At 62.3% G+C, this 17,637-nt stretch carries 11 protein-coding genes and 1 tRNA gene; 2 read left to right on the top strand and 10 right to left on the bottom strand.

What is annotated here, in order from left to right:
• Nucleotides 1–124: 124 nt before the first annotated feature.
• Nucleotides 125–2,659, bottom strand: coding sequence for a pectate lyase family protein (locus AC6R19_RS09420; RefSeq protein ID WP_500579549.1), 2,535 nt, complete (start codon nt 2,657–2,659; stop codon nt 125–127).
• An 88-nt stretch (nt 2,660–2,747) separates the two neighbouring features.
• Complete coding sequence (locus tag AC6R19_RS09415) at nt 2,748–4,769, bottom strand: pectate lyase family protein (RefSeq protein ID WP_500579548.1); 2,022 nt, start codon at nt 4,767–4,769, stop codon at nt 2,748–2,750.
• A 360-nt stretch (nt 4,770–5,129) separates the two neighbouring features.
• Between AC6R19_RS09415 and betB the strand changes: the two genes are divergently transcribed.
• Nucleotides 5,130–6,593, top strand: a complete 1,464-nt coding sequence (betB, locus tag AC6R19_RS09410) for a betaine-aldehyde dehydrogenase (RefSeq protein ID WP_500579547.1) — start codon at nt 5,130–5,132, stop codon at nt 6,591–6,593.
• 57 nt (nt 6,594–6,650) lie between these two features.
• On the opposite strand, the gene betA is transcribed toward betB, so the two are convergent.
• From betA to AC6R19_RS09390, 4 genes are all read right to left on the bottom strand, one after another.
• Nucleotides 6,651–8,351, bottom strand: a complete 1,701-nt coding sequence (gene betA / locus AC6R19_RS09405) for a choline dehydrogenase (RefSeq protein ID WP_500579546.1) — start codon at nt 8,349–8,351, stop codon at nt 6,651–6,653.
• A gap of 11 nt (nt 8,352–8,362) precedes the next feature.
• Nucleotides 8,363–10,429, bottom strand: coding sequence for a choline BCCT transporter BetT (gene betT / locus AC6R19_RS09400; RefSeq protein ID WP_500579545.1), 2,067 nt, complete (start codon nt 10,427–10,429; stop codon nt 8,363–8,365).
• 214 nt (nt 10,430–10,643) lie between these two features.
• Nucleotides 10,644–12,272 (bottom strand): chaperonin GroEL, encoded by a 1,629-nt coding sequence (gene groL / locus AC6R19_RS09395; RefSeq protein WP_500579544.1) that lies wholly within the window; start codon nt 12,270–12,272, stop codon nt 10,644–10,646.
• Nucleotides 12,269–12,583 carry a co-chaperone GroES gene (locus tag AC6R19_RS09390; RefSeq protein WP_500579543.1) on the bottom strand — a complete coding sequence of 105 codons (315 nt, stop codon included), beginning with the start codon at nt 12,581–12,583 and terminating at the stop codon, nt 12,269–12,271. The genes groL and AC6R19_RS09390 overlap by 4 nt, the downstream gene beginning before the upstream one ends.
• Before the next feature lie 253 nt (nt 12,584–12,836).
• Here AC6R19_RS09390 and AC6R19_RS09385 point away from each other — a divergent pair, with 253 nt between their 5' ends.
• Entirely contained in the window at nt 12,837–13,433 is a 597-nt protein-coding gene (locus AC6R19_RS09385) for a hypothetical protein (RefSeq protein ID WP_500579542.1), read from the top strand.
• A 19-nt stretch (nt 13,434–13,452) separates the two neighbouring features.
• Here the strand turns inward: AC6R19_RS09385 and AC6R19_RS09380 are convergent, their stop codons facing one another.
• The 4 genes from AC6R19_RS09380 to rpoD form a co-directional block, all read right to left on the bottom strand.
• A complete protein-coding gene (locus AC6R19_RS09380; RefSeq protein WP_500579541.1) occupies nt 13,453–13,911 on the bottom strand; it encodes a nuclear transport factor 2 family protein in 459 nt (152 codons plus the stop codon).
• Between the two features lie 512 nt (nt 13,912–14,423).
• Nucleotides 14,424–14,500 (bottom strand) — tRNA-Ile (locus tag AC6R19_RS09375).
• 552 nt (nt 14,501–15,052) lie between these two features.
• A complete protein-coding gene (locus AC6R19_RS09370; protein ID WP_500579540.1) occupies nt 15,053–15,442 on the bottom strand; it encodes a diacylglycerol kinase in 390 nt (129 codons plus the stop codon).
• A gap of 161 nt (nt 15,443–15,603) precedes the next feature.
• Nucleotides 15,604–17,484 carry an RNA polymerase sigma factor RpoD gene (rpoD, locus tag AC6R19_RS09365; protein WP_500579539.1) on the bottom strand — a complete coding sequence of 627 codons (1,881 nt, stop codon included), beginning with the start codon at nt 17,482–17,484 and terminating at the stop codon, nt 15,604–15,606.
• Nucleotides 17,485–17,637: the final 153 nt, after the last annotated feature.

Genomic DNA, 17,637 nt, shown 5'->3' with positions numbered 1-17,637 from the left:
CGGTATCAGAAAGCTTGTAAAGCCAGTTGACGTGACGTTCGGCACAAAATTGTCAATAGGTGACACGAAAAAAGGGCGCCCCGCAGGGCGCCAGTGACGATGCGTCGATCAAGAGGAGGGGAGGCTACTGGCAGGGAACCTTGCCCAGCCCGAGCACATAGTTGATATCGTTGGCCAGCGGCGAGTTGAACGGCATTTCGCCGTATTTGCCCGCGGTGGCGGCGATATAGTCCGTCAGGTTCTGGCCGGCTGGCAGCCGGTTGGCGGAAATTACATCCCGCGATGCCTGTGCGTAATCCTGGCTCAGGTCGCCCACGGAGCCGGAGGCGTCGGTGATGTCGCGGGCGAAGGCCGGATCCAGGTTGCACTGGGCGTCGGAGAACCAAAGGCGCACGCCGTCGGCGCGGAAGTTGCCGCCGTCCACATCCCGCGCCAGCTCCGCGGCTCTCTCGTCCAGGGCCTGGTCCGGATCGTCCTTCTCCTGGTGGTCGCGGTTGATCAGCAGGGTGTTGTCCTCCCACAGCACACTGGCACCGACGCGCACGCTGAGAATGTCCTTGCGGTAGTTCCAGAACAGGTTGTTGAACATATGCGAGGTGCCGCGGCGGATCAGCGGTATGCGCCGCAGTGTATTGCCCAGGGTGAAGTAGTCCCCGTCGGTGGTGACGAAGGCATTGTGGTGCATGGTGGTGCGGATCTGCTCATTGATGGTGCGGCTGTCGCTGGAGCCGTGCAGGGATGCGCGCTTCACGTTCACCAGGCGGTTGAAGGACATGGTGATGTGGTGCGCGCCCACTTTCACGTCAAATGCCGAGTCGCCGGTGGTGTCGAAGCTGTTCTTGTGAATCCAGATATCCCGGGAGGCGCCGGTGGCGCGGATCATATCCGGGTCCAGGCCGTGGTCTTCCGTGTGGCCGGCGCCGCGGAACTCCAGGTGGGTGAGGATCACATTGTCCGACGTCTGGGTGGGGGAACCGGAGCTGTCCGCGCCTATGGCGAAGCCGCTGAAGCGGAAGTAGGCGTTGCTCATGCGTCCGTCGAGGGTGGTGTTGGCACCGATCACCGGATTGCGGATGGGCAGGTCGCCATCATTCAGGCGGTTGTTGAAGAACTCCTGCAGGCAGGATTCCCCGGAGCCATGGCCGTTGCCGGAGCACCACTGCCGGTAGTCGATACACTGGGCTTGTGTGCCGCCGATCGCGCTCTGCACCGGGGAATCGCCGCAGAAGTTGCGGTACATGGCCACCTCGGTTTCCTGGGCGAAATCGAACTTGTCGAAGACTATCCAGTTGTGTCCGTCGCCGGTGATGGCGTCGAGGATTTGCTGTTCCATCGAGCGGCCCTGGGGATCGTTCTTGCGGATCACCGTCAGCACACTGTTGCCGCCCGGATCGTAGCCGCCGAGGGCGTTTTCGCCGTAGCCCACGGCACGGCCAAGGGTCTGCGACAGGCACTCGACGATTTCCTGATCGGTAAGCAGCTCGGCGGAATCCCGCCAGTTGACGTTCGGATCGGTGGCCAGAACGTAGCAGGCATTGCTGATCTCGCCGCTGCCTCCGGAAGAGCCCCCTGAACTGCCAGAGCCCGAAGAGCTGCCTCCGGAAGACGAACTGGAGCTGCCGCTGCCACCGGACGAACCGCCGCTGGAGGAAGAAGAGCTGCCGCCGGAAGAACTGGAACTGCCGCCGGAGGAGCTGGAAGAACTGGAACTGCTCGAGGAGCCGCCGTTGCAGTCACCCGGCTGCGGGTCGGTGCCGGTCACGGAAAGGCTGTCGATATTGGCCAAACCGGAACTGCCGCTGGCCTGCAGGCGAATGGTGTTGTAGCCCGCGCTCAGGCCCACTACTACCTGGCCGCTGTCCGCGTAACTGGTCCAGGTACCGGTTCCGGCCATGGCCACATCGGTCTCCTGGCCACCGTTGATCAACACATCCCCGGGGCGGTCGCCGGAGCCGTTGGCGTAGCGCCACTGCAGTGTGTAGAGACCCGCTTCCGGAACCACCACCGACCACTCGATCGCGGTGCCGAATACGTTGTCGGTATTGGCGTAGCCGCTGCCGGTGAAGCCGGCGTGTTCGCTCTCGACAGCGCCATCCACGGAGCAGAAGCCCGTCGCGTTTTCCTGCAGCGCCAGTGTGCCTGTGGCGCCGCCGCCGGAACTGCTGGAGCCGCCGGAAGAGGATGAGGAGGAGCTGCCGGAGCCGCCGCTCGCGTTGTAGATCTCGAACTCCGCGATCTGCGGCGCGCTGCTGGCGCTGTCGATCATCAGGTTGATCTTGTACAGGTTCCGGTCACCGACGGTCACCTGCATCTCGGTGCCTATGCCATTGCCGGACGCCAGTTCCTCGCCGCTGTCGTGGTCCACCAGCCGCCAGTTCTGCACTGCGCTGCCGATCTCGCGCAGGACCACGGTATTGAAACTGCCGCCGAAGTTTTTCACCGAGATGCGCTCGCCGCTGCTTGAGGCGGGCTGCCAGTAACTCTGCAGGTCGCCGTCGTTCACATCGCCGTAGCTGGAGCCGCTGGCCTTGCTGCTGCCGTCGGCGCCACCACTGAGGGCCAGGTTGGTGCCGAGTTCCTGGGCCGATACCCAGGCCGACGCGAGCAAACCGCCCAGCAATGCGCCGAGCACTGCCGGAATTTTCGCTGTGGTTTTCATGGGATTGTCCGAATTTATTTTTTGCCAGTAAGGCAGGCGCCCGCGAGGGGCGCCTTCATCCTGTGAGGATGGAACGGAGTGGAAGCGGTCAGTTGCAGCTGCCCGGTTGCGGGCTGCTGCCGGTGACGTCCAGGTGGTCGATATTGGCGAGACCGCTGCTGCCGGTGGCCTGCAGGCGCAGCTGGTTGCTGCCGGCATTCAGGCCCACGTCCACGCTGCCGCTGTCGGCGTAGCTGTTCCAGGCACCGGTGGCGCCCATGGTGATGCTGGCGACGATGCTGCCGTTAACCAATATGTCCGCGGGCCTGTCGCTGCCGCCGTTGGCGAAGCGCCACTGCAGGGTGTAGACGCCGGCCGAGGGTGCGGATACGGCCCAGTTCACGCCGTTGCCGGAAGCGTTATCGGTATTGGCGTAGCCGCTGCCGGTGTAGCCTGCCCACTCACTTTCAACTGCGCCGTTCACCGAGCAGAAGCCGCTGGCGTTTTCCTCGATGGTGATGGTACCGGTGCTGCCGCCCGAAGAGGAGCCACCGGAACTGGAACTGCTGGAGGCAGAGCCGCCAGTCGCGTTGTAGACCTCGAACTCGGCGATCTGCGGTGCGCCGGAGGCGCTGTCGATCATCAGGTTGATCTTGCTCATGTTGACATCGCCGAGGTAGACCTGCATGGCCGAACCTATGCCGGTGCCGGAGGCCAGCTCCGCGCCGGTATCGTGGTTCACCAGGCGCCAGTTCTGCGCCGCGCTGCCGATCTCGCGAATGATCACGGTATTGAATGCGGTGGCACTGCTCCACTTCACGGAAACGCGCTCCCCGCTGCTGGAGGTGGGTTGCCAGTAAGTCTGCAGGTCGCCGTCGCGCACGTTGCCGTAGCTGGTGCCGCTGGCCTTGCTGCTGCCGTCGGAGCCGGCGCCGATGGCGAGGTTGGTGCCCAGCTCACCGCCGGAACCGCCGGAAGAGCTCGAGGAACTGGAACTGCTCGATGAAGAGCTGGAACTGCTCGACGAGCTGCCCCCTGAAGAGGAACCGCCCTGGCTCTGGCAGTTGCCGTCGGATTCCAGCAGGCCGGTGTTGGCGCCGGCGGTGGCCAGCACTATCTGCGGTACGCAGCCGGCATCGTCCAGCGGGTAGGAGTAGGGGATGTTGATGGTGGTCGTCGACACCGGATTCGGGCCGGCCGGGTGGTTGTCGTCGCCCTCCTCCGTCCAGGTGACATTGGAATAGACGTTTCCATTCACATGCCAGTAGCCCATGTCGTTGGTGTAGAAGGTGCCCAGCACATCCTTGGAGTCCTCGAAGTAGTTGTGGTCCGCGCGGATGCGGCCGCCGATGCGCGGATTCATGCCGGACCCCCAGATCCCGCGATAGTAGTTGTTGAACGCGTGGGCGGTGGCGTGGCGCAACAGCGGCACCCGCGACTTCAGGTTTTCGAACAGATTGTGGTGGTAAGTCACGGGTCCGTTGGTGTCGTCGCTGTCGCTGGAGCCGACCAGGCCGCCGCGGTCCGAGCCGCGCAGGATGCTGTAGGACAGGGTGACGTACTTGGTGGTGGCCTTCATATCGAAGAGCGCGTCGTAGCCGTCGCTCTCGCCGCCGGATGCCTCGAGGGTCAGATGGTCCGCCCACACATTGAATACATTGCTCTCCATGCCGATGGCGTCGCCGCCGTTGGACGTCGGCGAGCCGGATTTCTTCACATTGCGCACATGCAGGTTCTGCAGAATGATGTTGGAGGCGCTGCGCAGGTGGATACCCAACTCATCGAACAGGGCGCCGCTGCCGACGCCGACAAGCGTGACGTTGCTGACCTCCTTGATCTCGATTACGCCGTCGGCGGTGTTACAGCTGCTGCCTGACACCTTGCTGGTGTTGCCGTGGTTAATAGTTCCTTCGACCTGGATGATGATGGGGGTGTCGCTGGAGGCGCGGTTGCACAGTGCCGCGTGGATCTCGGTGCCGGTGGTGGCGTAGACGACCTGGCCCCCCGCGCCGCCGGTAGTGCCGCCGTTTAGCGTGGCATAACCCACCGGCTGCGCCGACAGCGAAGTGGAACTCAACAGACCGCCCAGCAGTGCGGCGAGCGCTGCCGGAATTTTCGCTTTGGTTTTCATGTGACTATCCGAATTTATTATTGGAGTTTGATTGGTTGGACGATCAGTCACTGCGGCCGGGAGTATCTGAGAAGGAGTTGCCGGCTGATCATCATCGCTGAACTGCTATCCCACAGTCCCTGACATTGGGGTGGGGGTTTTTGGTCTGCCTGTTGCTTATGTTTGGCAAGGCCAAAAACGAAAAAGAGGTTAGTCAGATAAATGATTTCTGTAAAGCCTCTTGGCGTGAATTTCCTCGAAGCGTGTCGTTCTCTCTGGAGGAAGTGCGTGCCGTTCCACACTGTTGGGTGTGAATTCGCGCCATCGCGGGTTTATCCCCATCTAGACTTGTAGCTCTCACCCGACTCTGAGGAGAGCCCCATGGCCCTGTTGGACGACCGCCTGCTCTGGATCGGTGGCCAGTATGTTGCCGCCAGCGACGACAGTTTCTTCGATACCCTCAATCCCGCCACCGGCGAGGTCATCTGCCGGGTAGCCCGTGCCAATGCCGAGGATGTGGACAAGGCGGTGGCGGCCGCCGAGCTGGGGCAGCGGGAGTGGGGGGCGATGAGCGGTGCCGAGCGCGGCCGCGTGCTGACACGCGCCGCGCAGCTGTTGCGCCAGCACTGCGACGAAATTGCGCGGCTGGAATCCCTCGACGGCGGCAAGCCGATCGCGGAGACGCCGGAGGCGGACGTGGGTTCTGCGGCGGACTGCCTGGAATTCTTTGCCGGCCAGGCCTCGTCGCTGCACGGGGAATACCAGCCGGTGTCCGGTGGCTTCTTCTACACCCGCCCGGAACCCCTGGGCATCTGCGCGGGCTTGGGTGCCTGGAATTACCCGCTGCAGATAGCCGCGTGGAAATCGGCCCCGGTACTGGCAGCGGGCAATGCGATGATCTTCAAGCCGGCGGAGCTGACGCCGCTGTCGGCGCTGCGCCTGGCGGAACTCTTCAAGGATGCCGGCCTGCCGGACGGCGTCTTCAATGTGGTGCAGGGCTTTGCCGAAACCGGCCAGGCGCTGACCGCCCACCCGCATATCGCCAAGGTGTCGCTGACCGGGGAGGTGGGCACCGGCAAGGCGGTGATGCGCGCCGCCGCCGATACCCTGAAGGGCGTCACCCTGGAGCTGGGTGGAAAGTCGCCGCTGATCGTTTTCGAGGACGCCAACCTGGACAACGCCGTGGGCGCGGCCCTGCTCGGTAACTTCTACACCCAGGGGCAGGTATGCACCAACAGCACGCGGGTGTTCGTGCAGGAATCCGTCAAGGAAAAATTCATCAACAAGCTGGTCGCCCGGGCGGGCAGGATGAAAGTGGGCGATCCGCTGGACCCGGACACGGACGTGGGCCCGCTGATCAGCGCCGGGCATATGCAGAATGTGCTCAGCTATATCGAAAAGGGCGTGGAAGAGGGCGGTGTGCTGTTGCTCGGTGGCGGGCCGGCCGAGGTGCCCGGCTGCGAGGGCGGTAACTTCGTGCAGCCGACCATCTTCGACGGCTTGCGCGATGACATGACCATTGTACGCGAGGAAATCTTCGGCCCGGTGCTGTCCCTGCTCAGTTTCCGCGACGAGAGTGAAGTCCTGGCCCGAGCCAACGCCACCGAATTCGGCCTGGCCGGCGGCGTCTTCACCCGCGATATCCAGCGTGCCCACCGGGTGGCGGATAGACTCGAGGCTGGTATCGTCTGGATCAATCACTACAACCTGACGCCGGTGGAAATGCCCTTCGGCGGTTTCAAGCAATCCGGTATTGGCAAGGAGAACAGCAGGCGGGCATTGGAGCACTGTACGCGGCTGAAGACCGTCTACGTCGCCGAGGGGGATGTGGATTCGCCATATTGAAATGCGGAATGTGGATGGCCGCCCCGCCGCTACTACAGGGAGAAACTCCCGGATCCCCTATTTCAACGGCCGCTCCGGCTTCCCCTCCCGCTGCGAATTTTCCCAGTCCTCCGCCAAACCCACCTCTGCGGTGGACGGCTGCAGCATTTTCCTGCCGAGTATATGATCCGCCCCTTTTTCCCCGATCATGATCGTCGGCGCATTCAGGTTGCCGTTGGTCACCGTGGGAATGATCGACGAGTCCACCACGCGCAGGTTCTCCACGCCGCGCACCCGGCACTCCGGATCCACCACCGCCAGTTCGTCTGTGCCCATGCGGCAGCTGCCACAGGGGTGGTAGGCGGTCTCGCAGCTCTCGGCGAGCCAGTTGTCGATCTCGTCGTTGCTCTGCACATCCGGCCCCGGTGAGATTTCTCTGCCGCGGTAGGGATCCATGGCGCGCTGGGCGAATATCTCGCGGGTGAAGTGCAGGCCGGCGCGGAAGGCCTGTTTGTCCTCCTCCTGGGCCAGGTAGTTGAACACCATTTCCGGTGCCGCCTCCGGGTCCTTCGATTTCAGTTTTACCCAGCCGCGGCTCAACGGCTTGTTGGCCCCCAGGTGCACTTGGAAACCGTGGCCCTCGACCGCGCTGGAGCCGTCGTAGGCGATGGCGCCGGCGAGGAAGTGATACTGGATGTCCGGGTATTTCAGCCCGGCGCGACTGCGGATATAGCCGTTGGATTCGAAGTGATTGGTTGCCCCCAGGCCGCGCTTGAACAACAGCCAGTTGACGCCTATCCAGGCCTTGGCCAGCGGCCCCAGCCAGCCGTTCAATGTGATCTTCTGGGTGCACTCCTGCTGCACCCAGCACTCCAGGTGGTCGTGCAGGTTCTGGCCCACGCCGGGCAGGTCGTGCACCACTTCTATGCCGTGTTCCTTCAGGTGTTCTGCCGGACCTATACCGGACAGCATCAGCAACTTGGGGGAATTGAAGGCGCTGGCGGAGAGAATCACTTCCTTGTTGGCCCTGGCTTTGAAGGTCTTGCCGTGCTGGCGGTACTCGATGCCCACCGCCTTTTTTCCTTCCATGATCACCCTGGTGGTGAGTGCGTGCATCTTCAGGTCGAGGTTCCCGCGCCCCCGCGCCGGCTTCAGGTAGGCCAGCGCGGTGGAGCAGCGCACGCCGTCGCGCACCGTCATGTCCATACGCCCGAAGCCCTCCTGGCGGCGGCCATTGTAGTCCTCGGTAAAGCCGTAGCCCGCCTGCTTGCCCGCCTCGATAAAGGCGCGGTACAGGGGATTTTTCATATTGTTGCCGTTGCAGGTGGTCAGGGGGCCATCCGCACCGCGGTACTCGTCGGCGCCGTATACACAGCCCTCGGCGCGCTTGAAGTAGGGCAGCACGTCGGCGTAGCCCCAGCCACTCGCACCCATTTCCACCCATTCGTCGTAATCCCCGGCGCAGCCGCGTACATAGACCATGCCGTTGATGGCGGAGGAGCCGCCGATCACCTTGCCCCTGGCCTGGTGGATGCGCCGCCCGTGCAGCCCCGGCTCCGGTTCGGTATGAAAGCCCCAGTCGAACTTCGGCATGTTCAACGGGATCGAGAAGGCAGTGGGCATCTGGATGTAGATGGAGTTGTCGCGGCCGCCGAACTCCAGCAGCAGTACGGAATATTTTTCACCCTCGCTGAGCCGGTTGGCCAATACCGCACCGGCGGAGCCGGCGCCGACGATGATGTAGTCGTAGCTGTGGTCGAACGCTGTTGTTTCGCTCATTTTTTCTATCCCTATTGCGCGCCCGGCTGGCCTTCCTCTCCCGGTGTGCGCGCGGCCAGCTCGCGGCGCATATGCAGGTACTGCAGGTGCGCCTCGAAGTGGTCGACGATATCGCCAATCACCTGCTCGCGGGTGTAGCCCATCAGGTCGTAGGTCAGGCCGCCCTCGCGCAGGTGCGGTTCCAGCCGGTAGTAGCTGGAGCGCGGTTTTTCCGCGAGCAGCGTAAAGGCCGGCATGGAGCACTGGCGCGGCCACACCTGGTAGGTGAAATCCACCTCGCCGCCCAGGTCCACATCCAGCGACAGGTGGAGCTTGTCACCGGTGTCGCCGCCGATACTGACCGGGTAGCCCTTTTCGCTGAGCTCCTCCTTCACCGCTTCAAATGCCGGCCGCACGGTGCGCTCGATGAACTGCTCCACCTGCAGCCGGGTGGGAAAGCTGATCGCGCGCGCCAGCCGCTGTGCCCAGTTGCTCTGTCCCTCCCGCGACATGGTGCGGCCGGACAGGTGCCCGGAAAGGGCATCCTGCATACTGGCGGTTTTCAGTCCCTCGAGCCGCAGGGCCTTGTAGAGGCTCAGCATCATCAGTATCAGCACGAAAGTGAACGGCAGGCCCATGATTACCACCGCACCCTGCAATGCGGACAGGCCACCGGTCATCAACAGCGCCACCGTGACTATGCCGATGATGGCCGCCCAGGCGATGCGCATCCACGGCGGCGCATCGTGGTTCGGGTCCTCGATGCGGCTGGTCATGTTGGAGAGGACCAGCGAGCCAGAATCGCCGGAGGTGACGAAGAACACGATCGACAAAACGGTGACGGAAATGGTGGTGATCAGCGTCCAGGGCAGCTGTTCGAGGAACAGGTAGATCGCCGATCCCGGGTTCGCCATCGCCTCCTGGCCGAATTCGGTGGCGCCACCCATCACCATGTCGATTGCCGAGTTGCCCATGATCGCCATCCAGGCGGCCATAAAGGTAAACGGCAATATCAAGGTGCCGGCGACAAAGGTGCGGATGGTGCGGCCGCGGGAGATGCGCGCCAGGAATAGTCCAACGAAGGGGCCCCAGGCAATCCACCAGGCCCAGAAAAACAGCGTCCAGGCGTTCAGCCAGTCGGTGGGTGGATCGAAGGCGTAGGTGTTGAAGGACAGCTCCAGAAAGTGCTGCAGGTAGTCACCGATATTGGTGACGAAAGCGTCGAGCAGGAAGCGCGTCTTACCGCTGAAGAGCACGAACAGCATCAGCAGCACCGCCAGCAGCATGTTGAATTCCGACAGCCGGCGGATGCCGCGCTCCACGCCGGTGGCGGCAGAAATCGCGGAGAAGACCACGATCATCACCGCCAGTGACGCCTGGGTAAGGGTGCTTTCCGGCACGCCGAACATGTATTTGAGGCCGAAGTTGAGCTGGATGATACCGATGCCCAGGCTGGTGGCCACACCGAATACGGTGCCCAGCACAGCGGCGATATCCACCGCATTGCCGAGCGAACCGTCGATGCGCCTGCCAAACAGCGCATAGAGGGAGGAGCGGATCGTCAGCGGCAGCCCGTGGCGATAGCTGAAAAACGCCAGCGCCATACCCACCAGTGTATAGACCCCCCAGCCAGAAAGGCCCCAGTGCAGGAAGGTCAGCTCCATCGCATGACGCGCCGCCTCCACGGTGCCGCCCTCGCCGACAGGCGGAGCCATAAACTGGGTCACCGGCTCGACGATGCAGTAGAAAATCAGGTCGATGCCGATACCGGCGCTGAACAGCATCGCCGCCCAGGTCACCACATTGAATTCCGGCTCCGCGTGATCCGGTCCCAGCTTGATATCGCCAAACTTCGACACGGCGACAATGATCACGAAGGCCAGGTAGGCCACCACGGCGACAAAGTAGAACCAGCCGAAGCCGCTGGAAATCCGCGCCAGCACCCAGTTGATCGCATCGCCCGCCTGCTCGGTAAACAGCATCGCCCAGAGGGAAAAGAGCACTATGCCGATAATCGAGCCGTAAAAAACCAGCGGTTTGATGTGAGCTTCGGTTTCCGTGGCCTTGGAGGAATCTTCCGATGGTTTGGCCGCGTGCATCCTTGCACTCCTGTCATCTAATGGAAGGCTAAAGAGCTGGAATGGGCTATATCGCTATCAGAATAGACAAGAGATTTGTGGCGCCGCGGAGTGGGAAAGTTAAATGGAAAGGCTGCCGGAAGCTTCGTTTGGCGGCGGCTTCAATTGAGGGGACGAAGGCAGATGCAGTTGCGGCGATAGAAGGGCAGGGGTCTTGCGACCCCTGCCGGACGGCTTAGCCGAAGTCCGGCGCGTGCGCGCTCTGGCCTTTGTCTTCGCTGGGCCTGTCGGCCACCATCACCTCGGTGGTCAGTATCAGGCCGGCGATGGACGCGGCGTTCTGCAGCGCGGAGCGGGTGACCTTGGTCGGGTCGATGATGCCCAGCCCGATCATGTCGCCGTACTCGCCGTTCTGCGCGTTGTAACCGAAGGCGGTGTTGCCGTCGGCGCGCACCTTCTCCAGCACCACGCTGCCCTCGACACCGGCGTTGGCGACTATCTGGCGGAAGGGCTCCTCCATCGCGCGCAGGGCGATGTTGATACCCACCTGCTGGTCGTCGTTGGCGCCCTTGAGGCCGGACTTGCGCAGCGCGTCGGCGACACGCACCAGGCTGATGCCGCCGCCGGGCACTATGCCTTCTTCCACCGCCGCGCGGGTCGCGTGCAGGGCGTCGTCCACCAGGTCCTTTTTCTCCTTCATCTCCACTTCGGTGGCCGCACCCACCTTGATCACGGCAACACCGCCGGCCAGCTTGGCCACGCGCTCCTGCAGCTTCTCCCGGTCGTAGTCGGAAGTGGACGCCTCAATCTCGGCGCGGATCTGGCCGACGCGGGCGTCTATGGCGGTCTTCTCGCCGGCGCCGTCGACGATGGTGGTGTTCTCCTTGCTGATCACCACCCGCTTGGCGCTGCCCAGCTGCTCCAGCTCCACCTTCTCCAGGGACAGGCCCAGCTCCTCGGAGATGACGGTGCCGCCGGTGAGTGTCGCGATATCCTGCAGCATGGCCTTGCGGCGGTCGCCGAAGCCGGGCGCCTTCACTGCCGCGACCTTGAGGATGCCGCGCAGGTTGTTGACCACCAGGGTCGCCAGGGCCTCGCCCTCGATATCCTCGGCGATCAGCAGCAGCGGGCGGCCGGCCTTGGCCACGGCTTCGAGCAGCGGCAGCAGGTCGCGGATGTTGCTGATCTTCTTGTCGAACAGCAGGATATAGGGACTGTCCAGTTCGACCAGCATCTTGTCCTGATTGGTGATGAAGTAGGGCGACAGGTAGCCGCGGTCGAACTGCATGCCCTCGACCACTTCCAGCTCGTTCTGCAGGGACTTGCCTTCCTCTACGGTGATCACGCCGTCGCGGCCCACTTTCTCCATGGCTTCGGCCAGTATCTTGCCGATATCGGTGTTCCAGTTGGCGGATACCGTCGCCACTTGGCCGATGGACTTGCTGTCGTCACAGGGCTTGGACAGCTTGCCCAGTTGCTCGGTGGCAGCTTTCACCGCGGCGTCTATGCCGCGCTTCAGGTCCATCGGGTTCATGCCCGCGGCGATGGCCTTGTGGCCCTCGCGCACGAGCGCCTGCGCCAGCACCGTGGCGGTGGTGGTGCCGTCGCCGGCCACGTCGGCGGTCTTGGAGGCGACCTCCTTCACCATCTGCGCGCCCATATTCTCGAACTTGTCCTTCAGCTCGATTTCCTTGGCCACGGACACGCCGTCCTTGGTCACCCGCGGGGCGCCGAAGCTCTTGTCGAGCACCACGTTGCGGCCCTTGGGGCCGAGGGTGGCCTTTACCGCATCGGCCAGAATATTGACCCCGGCCAGCATGCGCTCGCGGGCATCATCGGAAAACTTTACGACCTTCGCACTCATGCTGCTTGCTCCTGTACTTCGGTTTTATCCAGTATGGCCAGAATGTCGGACTCCTTGATGACCAGGTAGGTCTCGCCATCGATCTTCACTTCGGAGCCGGAGTACTGGCCAAACAGAATGCGGTCGCCCGCCTTGACGGCCAGCGGGCGCAGTTCCCCACTGTCCAGTGGAGCGCCGTCGCCCACCGCGAAAACTTCGCCCTGGCTGGACTTCTCGGCGGCCTTGTCCGGGATCACGATGCCACCCCTGGTGGTGGTTTCCGCGGGCAGACGCTTGACGAGCACCCGGTCGTAGAGCGGTCTGATACTCATTGGATTTCCTCCCATAAATAATCACAATTTCAGGTATCAGCAGAAATCACAAAGGATACGGGATGGCCGGGGATTGCGGTGTCAATCCGGGACCTCCCGAGCGGCGAAATAGGATCGCCGCCGGAATTTTCAAGGGGTGGGGACGGGCGTTTCTTATGATTTTTTTCTATAAAACTGCGGCCGGTAAAAATGGAAAGTTTGTAGATGCGGCCGCAGCTTATCGCTAGTCTGGAGAATCCGAGGAGGTGTGCAGATGTCCCTGGTACAGCAGCCTGTTTTTGAAATGACCCTGGCCGAATACTTTCGCGGGCGGCTGGAGGAATTCGGCCGGCAACTGGCGCCGCCGCCCCACGAGGATACTCTCTGGTACACGGCCGCCATGCTGGCCCGCTTCGGCGACAGTGACCAGCTCTTCAGCTACGACCATGGCGAGGTGAGCATCCGCCCCCTGGCCCTGCTCTACAAGGATGCCCACGAGACCGGCGACTTGCGGGAGCGTTGCCTGATACTGCGACAGCTGGGCGACACGGCCCTGTTCCTCGGCGCCCTCTTCCCGGAGAAGTTCGAGCGCCGCGGCATCCTCAGGGACTATTTCGTCGGCATGGGCGGCGGCGCCTACGATTACCTGTCCGAGAACGCCCGCCAGAACCGGCATATCTTTTCCGAGCTCGCGGCCATGTTCACGCGCATGCTGGACCTGGTCGCGCGGGCCTGCGCCCGCCAGAGGCTGTTCGACGCCGCCGACGTCCTGAGCCTCTACCAGCGCTGGCGCCAGAGCCGCGATCCGCGCCTGGCCTCGCAGCTGCGCGCCCTGGGGGTCAATCTGCCGGAGTCGGACCTGCCGCACTGAGGCCTGTGGTTACTTGAAATCAGTCCTTGCTGGAGTGCCGCTGGATATCGTGGTACTGCCACAGCACATTGATGATCTTCCAGTCGCCTTCCGCGTTCTTGAACAGGTGCATATAGTCAATCCAGTCGTCCGCAGTCAGCTTGACGCTGGCAACCCGCTGGTCGACGTCCAGTATTTCAATTTCAATTCTCGGCTCTGCCGGAAACCTGTCCCCATTTTTGTTGTAAGTCCCGGCTACCCTGAGCATGGTCTGGTAGTTGGTTTCGAGAATGTATTCGTCGCCTTCCTTGTTTTCCCAATAGGTTCTTTTCTTCAGGTCTGTATGCAGGCTGTTTTTCATCTGCGCGGGGGAGACCCTGTGCTGGGATTCCAGGTAGTCCCGCGCGGCCTGTTCAATGGCCTGGGTTTCGGCGGAGGCTTCTGCCAGTACAGGCAGTGTCAGGATGGACGCTACGATAAACAGGGAAAATCGTATCATCATTAATTCCTTTTCAGGTTGTATGCGGAGAGAAATGATTAGGGTCGCCACCCTTTTTGACTGCTCGTTAATGCCGCCGCTCTGTAGAGAATGGTCAGACCGCCGCCCTCTTTATAAACCCGTGGTACTGAAATGTTTCAATGACTCTCTGAACATAGAGCCAGGTAAATATTAAAGCCAGAGGCAGGCCAGTTACTGCTGTCGCCTCTGGTACTTCAATGGGAACAGAGATATCCAGATCGGATTTTGGGGCAGCATGAGGTGTTTCACTCATAATTATATTTTTCTCCGTGGCGCCCAATAGCGTATTCAATGGCGAGGCTGTCTGTGACCATGTGTCAACCTATGAATACAAGTGACTATATTTGGCCATAAATTCATTCATATGGCCATATTGGTCTTGTGTCTGTATCTGAACAGGAGAAATCGGCTTGCCTGATAGCATCAGGGTCTGCAGTTCAGTAGAGCAAAGAACAGAGGTCAGGAGCTGGTGGTAGCTATCAAGGGGGAAGTGGTGGGCCCTCCGGGACTTGAACCCAGGACCTGCCGATTATGAGTCGGATGCTCTAACCAACTGAGCTAAGGGCCCCCAATGGGATACCCGCGGTGTGGCCGCGAGAGGGATGGCAAATTACCTGATTTTTCCTTGCGGATCAACGGGTTCCTGTCCTGTATGTTGGTTGTTTCGCCCTGGGGCCACTATCTGGGCAGGTCTGAGTCCTGGGGTTCCGATCGGCACCCCCTCCCCCGCAAGCGGGGGAGGGGGTGTAAGCTACCAGGCCCAGTTGAAGCCCAGGTTGGCGCTGCCGCCATTCCAGTCCGGGTCGTCGACGGAGCGCTGGTAGCTGAGGTTGAGGTAGGCGCTGCCGGCCTCCCGCTCCAGCAGTACTATGCCGCCGCCGATCTCCGCCCAGGTTGCACCGCGGTCGTTTTCCAGAGTGACGCCGTTGCCGAACTGCAGTTCTGGGGTTCCAGGTTGATGCGCTCACTCAGCTGGACGGTAACGCCCTGTTCCACGGAAATACTCAGCTGCAGGCCGTATACGTCGTTGCCAAGCCTGCGATTGGAGTGGCTGTCCAGTCCCACCAAGACGGGATATATGGAAGAGGGCGCCCGCGTGCGGCGGGCGCGGCAAACGTGGTCAGGAGATCCAGCGCGGCAGCAGTATGCACCCCCAGGTGAAGAGCCACAGCAGCAGGGAGATGGATACGGCCGCAGAGCCGGTGTCCTTGGCGATTTTCGACAGCGGGTGCTTCTCCGGGCCTATGCGGTCTATGGCCGCCTCCACCGCGCTGTTGAGCAGCTCGACGATCATGACCAGCAGGGTGGCGCCGATCAGGATTGCGCGCTCTATGCCGCTCTCGCCGAGCCACAGGGCCAGCGGTATCAGGAAGATGGCCAGCGTCACTTCCTGGCGGAAGGCGGCCTCGTTGCGCCAGGTGGCGAGCAGGCCCTGCCAGGAGTAGTAGCTGGCGTCGATCAGCCGGGAGATGCCGGTCTTGCCGGGCTTGTTGACGAACTCTTCTTGCATGGTGTTTTTCTTTCGGCGCATTTGCCACTTGCCGATTGGGATCGCGGCCAACGGCCGCTCCCGGCCGGACCGCTCCTACTGGTAAATCCTGCCGGATGTGGCGGCGTCATCATAGTGTCACATAAAAAAGCCCGGCGGTGCCGGGCTTTAAATTGTAGCGCTTAACCCTCGTCGAGGAAGCTGCGCAGGTGCTCCGAGCGAGACGGGTGGCGCAGCTTGCGCAGGGCCTTGGCCTCGATCTGGCGGATGCGCTCGCGGGTCACGTCGAACTGCTTGCCCACTTCCTCCAGGGTGTGGTCGGTGTTCATGTCGATACCGAAGCGCATGCGCAGCACCTTGGCCTCGCGCGCGGTCAGGCCGGCGAGCACAGAGCGGGTGGCGTCGTGCAGGCCGGTCTGGGTGGCGGTGTCGATCGGGGACGCCTGGTTCTGGTCCTCGATAAAGTCGCCCAGGTGCGAGTCCTCGTCGTCGCCGATCGGGGTCTCCATGGAGATGGGCTCCTTGGCAATCTTCAGCACCTTGCGCACCTTGTCTTCCGGCATGTCCATGCGCTCGCCCAGCTCTTCCGGCGTCGGCTCGCGACCCATCTCCTGCAGCATCTGGCGGCTGATGCGATTGAGCTTGTTGATGGTCTCAATCATGTGCACAGGGATACGGATGGTGCGCGCCTGGTCGGCGATGGAGCGGGTGATCGCCTGGCGGATCCACCAGGTGGCGTAGGTCGAGAACTTGTAGCCGCGACGGTATTCGAACTTGTCCACCGCCTTCATCAGGCCGATGTTGCCCTCCTGGATCAGGTCCAGGAACTGCAGGCCGCGGTTGGTGTACTTCTTGGCGATGGAGATCACCAGGCGCAGGTTGGCCTCGACCATTTCCTTCTTGGCGCGGCGCGAACGGGCCTCGCCGATGGACATGCGGCGGTTGATCTCCTTGATCTGGCCGATGTCCAGGCCGGCGCGCTCCTGGCACTGGGCCAGTTTGCGCTGGGCGCGGATGATGTCGTCCGCCACCTGGCGCAGGGCGTCGGAGTAGTCGCGCTTCTTCTTGATGATGCCCGGGATCCAGTCCTCGTTGACCTCGTTTCCGGGAAATTCCTTGATAAAGGTCTTGCGCGGCATCTTCGCCTTTTTGATGCACAGGTTCATGACGGTGCGCTCCTGCTCGCGCACGTCGTCGAGAATGCTGCGCACCTCGTTGTACAGCGGGTCGAACTGGCGCGGGGCCAGCTTGAAATAGCGGAAGATCTCGCCCACGGCCTCCATGGCCTCGCCGGCCTGCTTGGAATCGCGGCCGTGCTTCTTGATCGCGGCGTCGGCTTTCTTCTGCGCGGCAATCAGCCTGTTCATGCGTTCGGCCAGTTCTTCCGGATCGATACCGCCGGCGCTTTCCTCTTCCTCCTGGGAGGTGGAGTCGTCGTCATCGTCGTCGGAATCACCGTTGTCGTCGCTGTCGTCGGAAGACTCGCTGCCGCTGGTCTCCGCGGCGGCCTGGCCGGTCTGTGCGCCGGGGGGCACGTCTTCGGCCGGGTCCAGCCAGCCGGCGATCACGTCGGGGATGCGGCGCTCTTCCTTCTCGATCAGCTGGTACTCGTCGATCACCTGTTGCACGGCGCCGGGCCAGTAGGCCAGGGCGGCCATCAGCTCGCGCAGACCCTCTTCGATACGCTTGGCAATGGCGATCTCGCCCTCGCGCGTGAGCAGCTCTACGGTGCCCATTTCGCGCATATACATGCGTACCGGGTCGGTGGTGCGGCCCACATCGGATTCCACCGCGGCCAGGGCGGCGGCGGCTTCTGCGGCGGCGATCTCATCGGCGGAGCTGTCGCCCTCGGCCATCAACAACTCTTCGGCATCCGGTGCGCTTTCGAACACCTTGATGCCCATGTCGTTGATCATGCCAATGATGTCTTCCACCTGATCGGGATCGGAGATGTCCTCCGGCAGGTGGTCGTTTACTTCGGCGTAGGTCAGATAGCCCTGCTCTTTACCGCGGGCGATCAGCTCCTTGATACGGGAAGTCTGCTGTTGGGTGTTGTCGGTCATGCACAACCCTGAAATCTGGGGATGAAAATACGGGACAAAGACGCGGGATTATAGCGTATTTGCGATAGCAATAACCACTCTGGCTGTCAAGTGACGCCTTGGTGCGATGTGTGTGGGCTCATGGGTTCCCGATCCCGTCCGGGGGTGACTGAT

This window comes from Microbulbifer sp. SE14, assembly GCF_059834885.1.
This window is presented reverse-complemented; position numbering and strand designations above follow the sequence as displayed.

Excerpts from the sequence above, each read along its gene's own strand:
- AC6R19_RS09420 (WP_500579549.1), bottom strand. The coding sequence starts at position 2,659 with ATGAAAACCACAGCGAAAATTCCGGCAGTGCTCGGCGCATTGCTGGGC.
- AC6R19_RS09415 (WP_500579548.1), bottom strand. The coding sequence starts at position 4,769 with ATGAAAACCAAAGCGAAAATTCCGGCAGCGCTCGCCGCACTGCTGGGC.
- betB (WP_500579547.1), top strand. The coding sequence starts at position 5,130 with ATGGCCCTGTTGGACGACCGCCTGCTCTGGATCGGTGGCCAGTATGTT.
- betA (WP_500579546.1), bottom strand. The coding sequence starts at position 8,351 with ATGAGCGAAACAACAGCGTTCGACCACAGCTACGACTACATCATCGTC.
- betT (WP_500579545.1), bottom strand. The coding sequence starts at position 10,429 with ATGCACGCGGCCAAACCATCGGAAGATTCCTCCAAGGCCACGGAAACC.
- groL (WP_500579544.1), bottom strand. The coding sequence starts at position 12,272 with ATGAGTGCGAAGGTCGTAAAGTTTTCCGATGATGCCCGCGAGCGCATG.
- AC6R19_RS09390 (WP_500579543.1), bottom strand. The coding sequence starts at position 12,583 with ATGAGTATCAGACCGCTCTACGACCGGGTGCTCGTCAAGCGTCTGCCC.
- AC6R19_RS09385 (WP_500579542.1), top strand. The coding sequence starts at position 12,837 with ATGTCCCTGGTACAGCAGCCTGTTTTTGAAATGACCCTGGCCGAATAC.
- AC6R19_RS09380 (WP_500579541.1), bottom strand. The coding sequence starts at position 13,911 with ATGATACGATTTTCCCTGTTTATCGTAGCGTCCATCCTGACACTGCCT.
- AC6R19_RS09370 (WP_500579540.1), bottom strand. The coding sequence starts at position 15,442 with ATGCAAGAAGAGTTCGTCAACAAGCCCGGCAAGACCGGCATCTCCCGG.
- rpoD (WP_500579539.1), bottom strand. The coding sequence starts at position 17,484 with ATGACCGACAACACCCAACAGCAGACTTCCCGTATCAAGGAGCTGATC.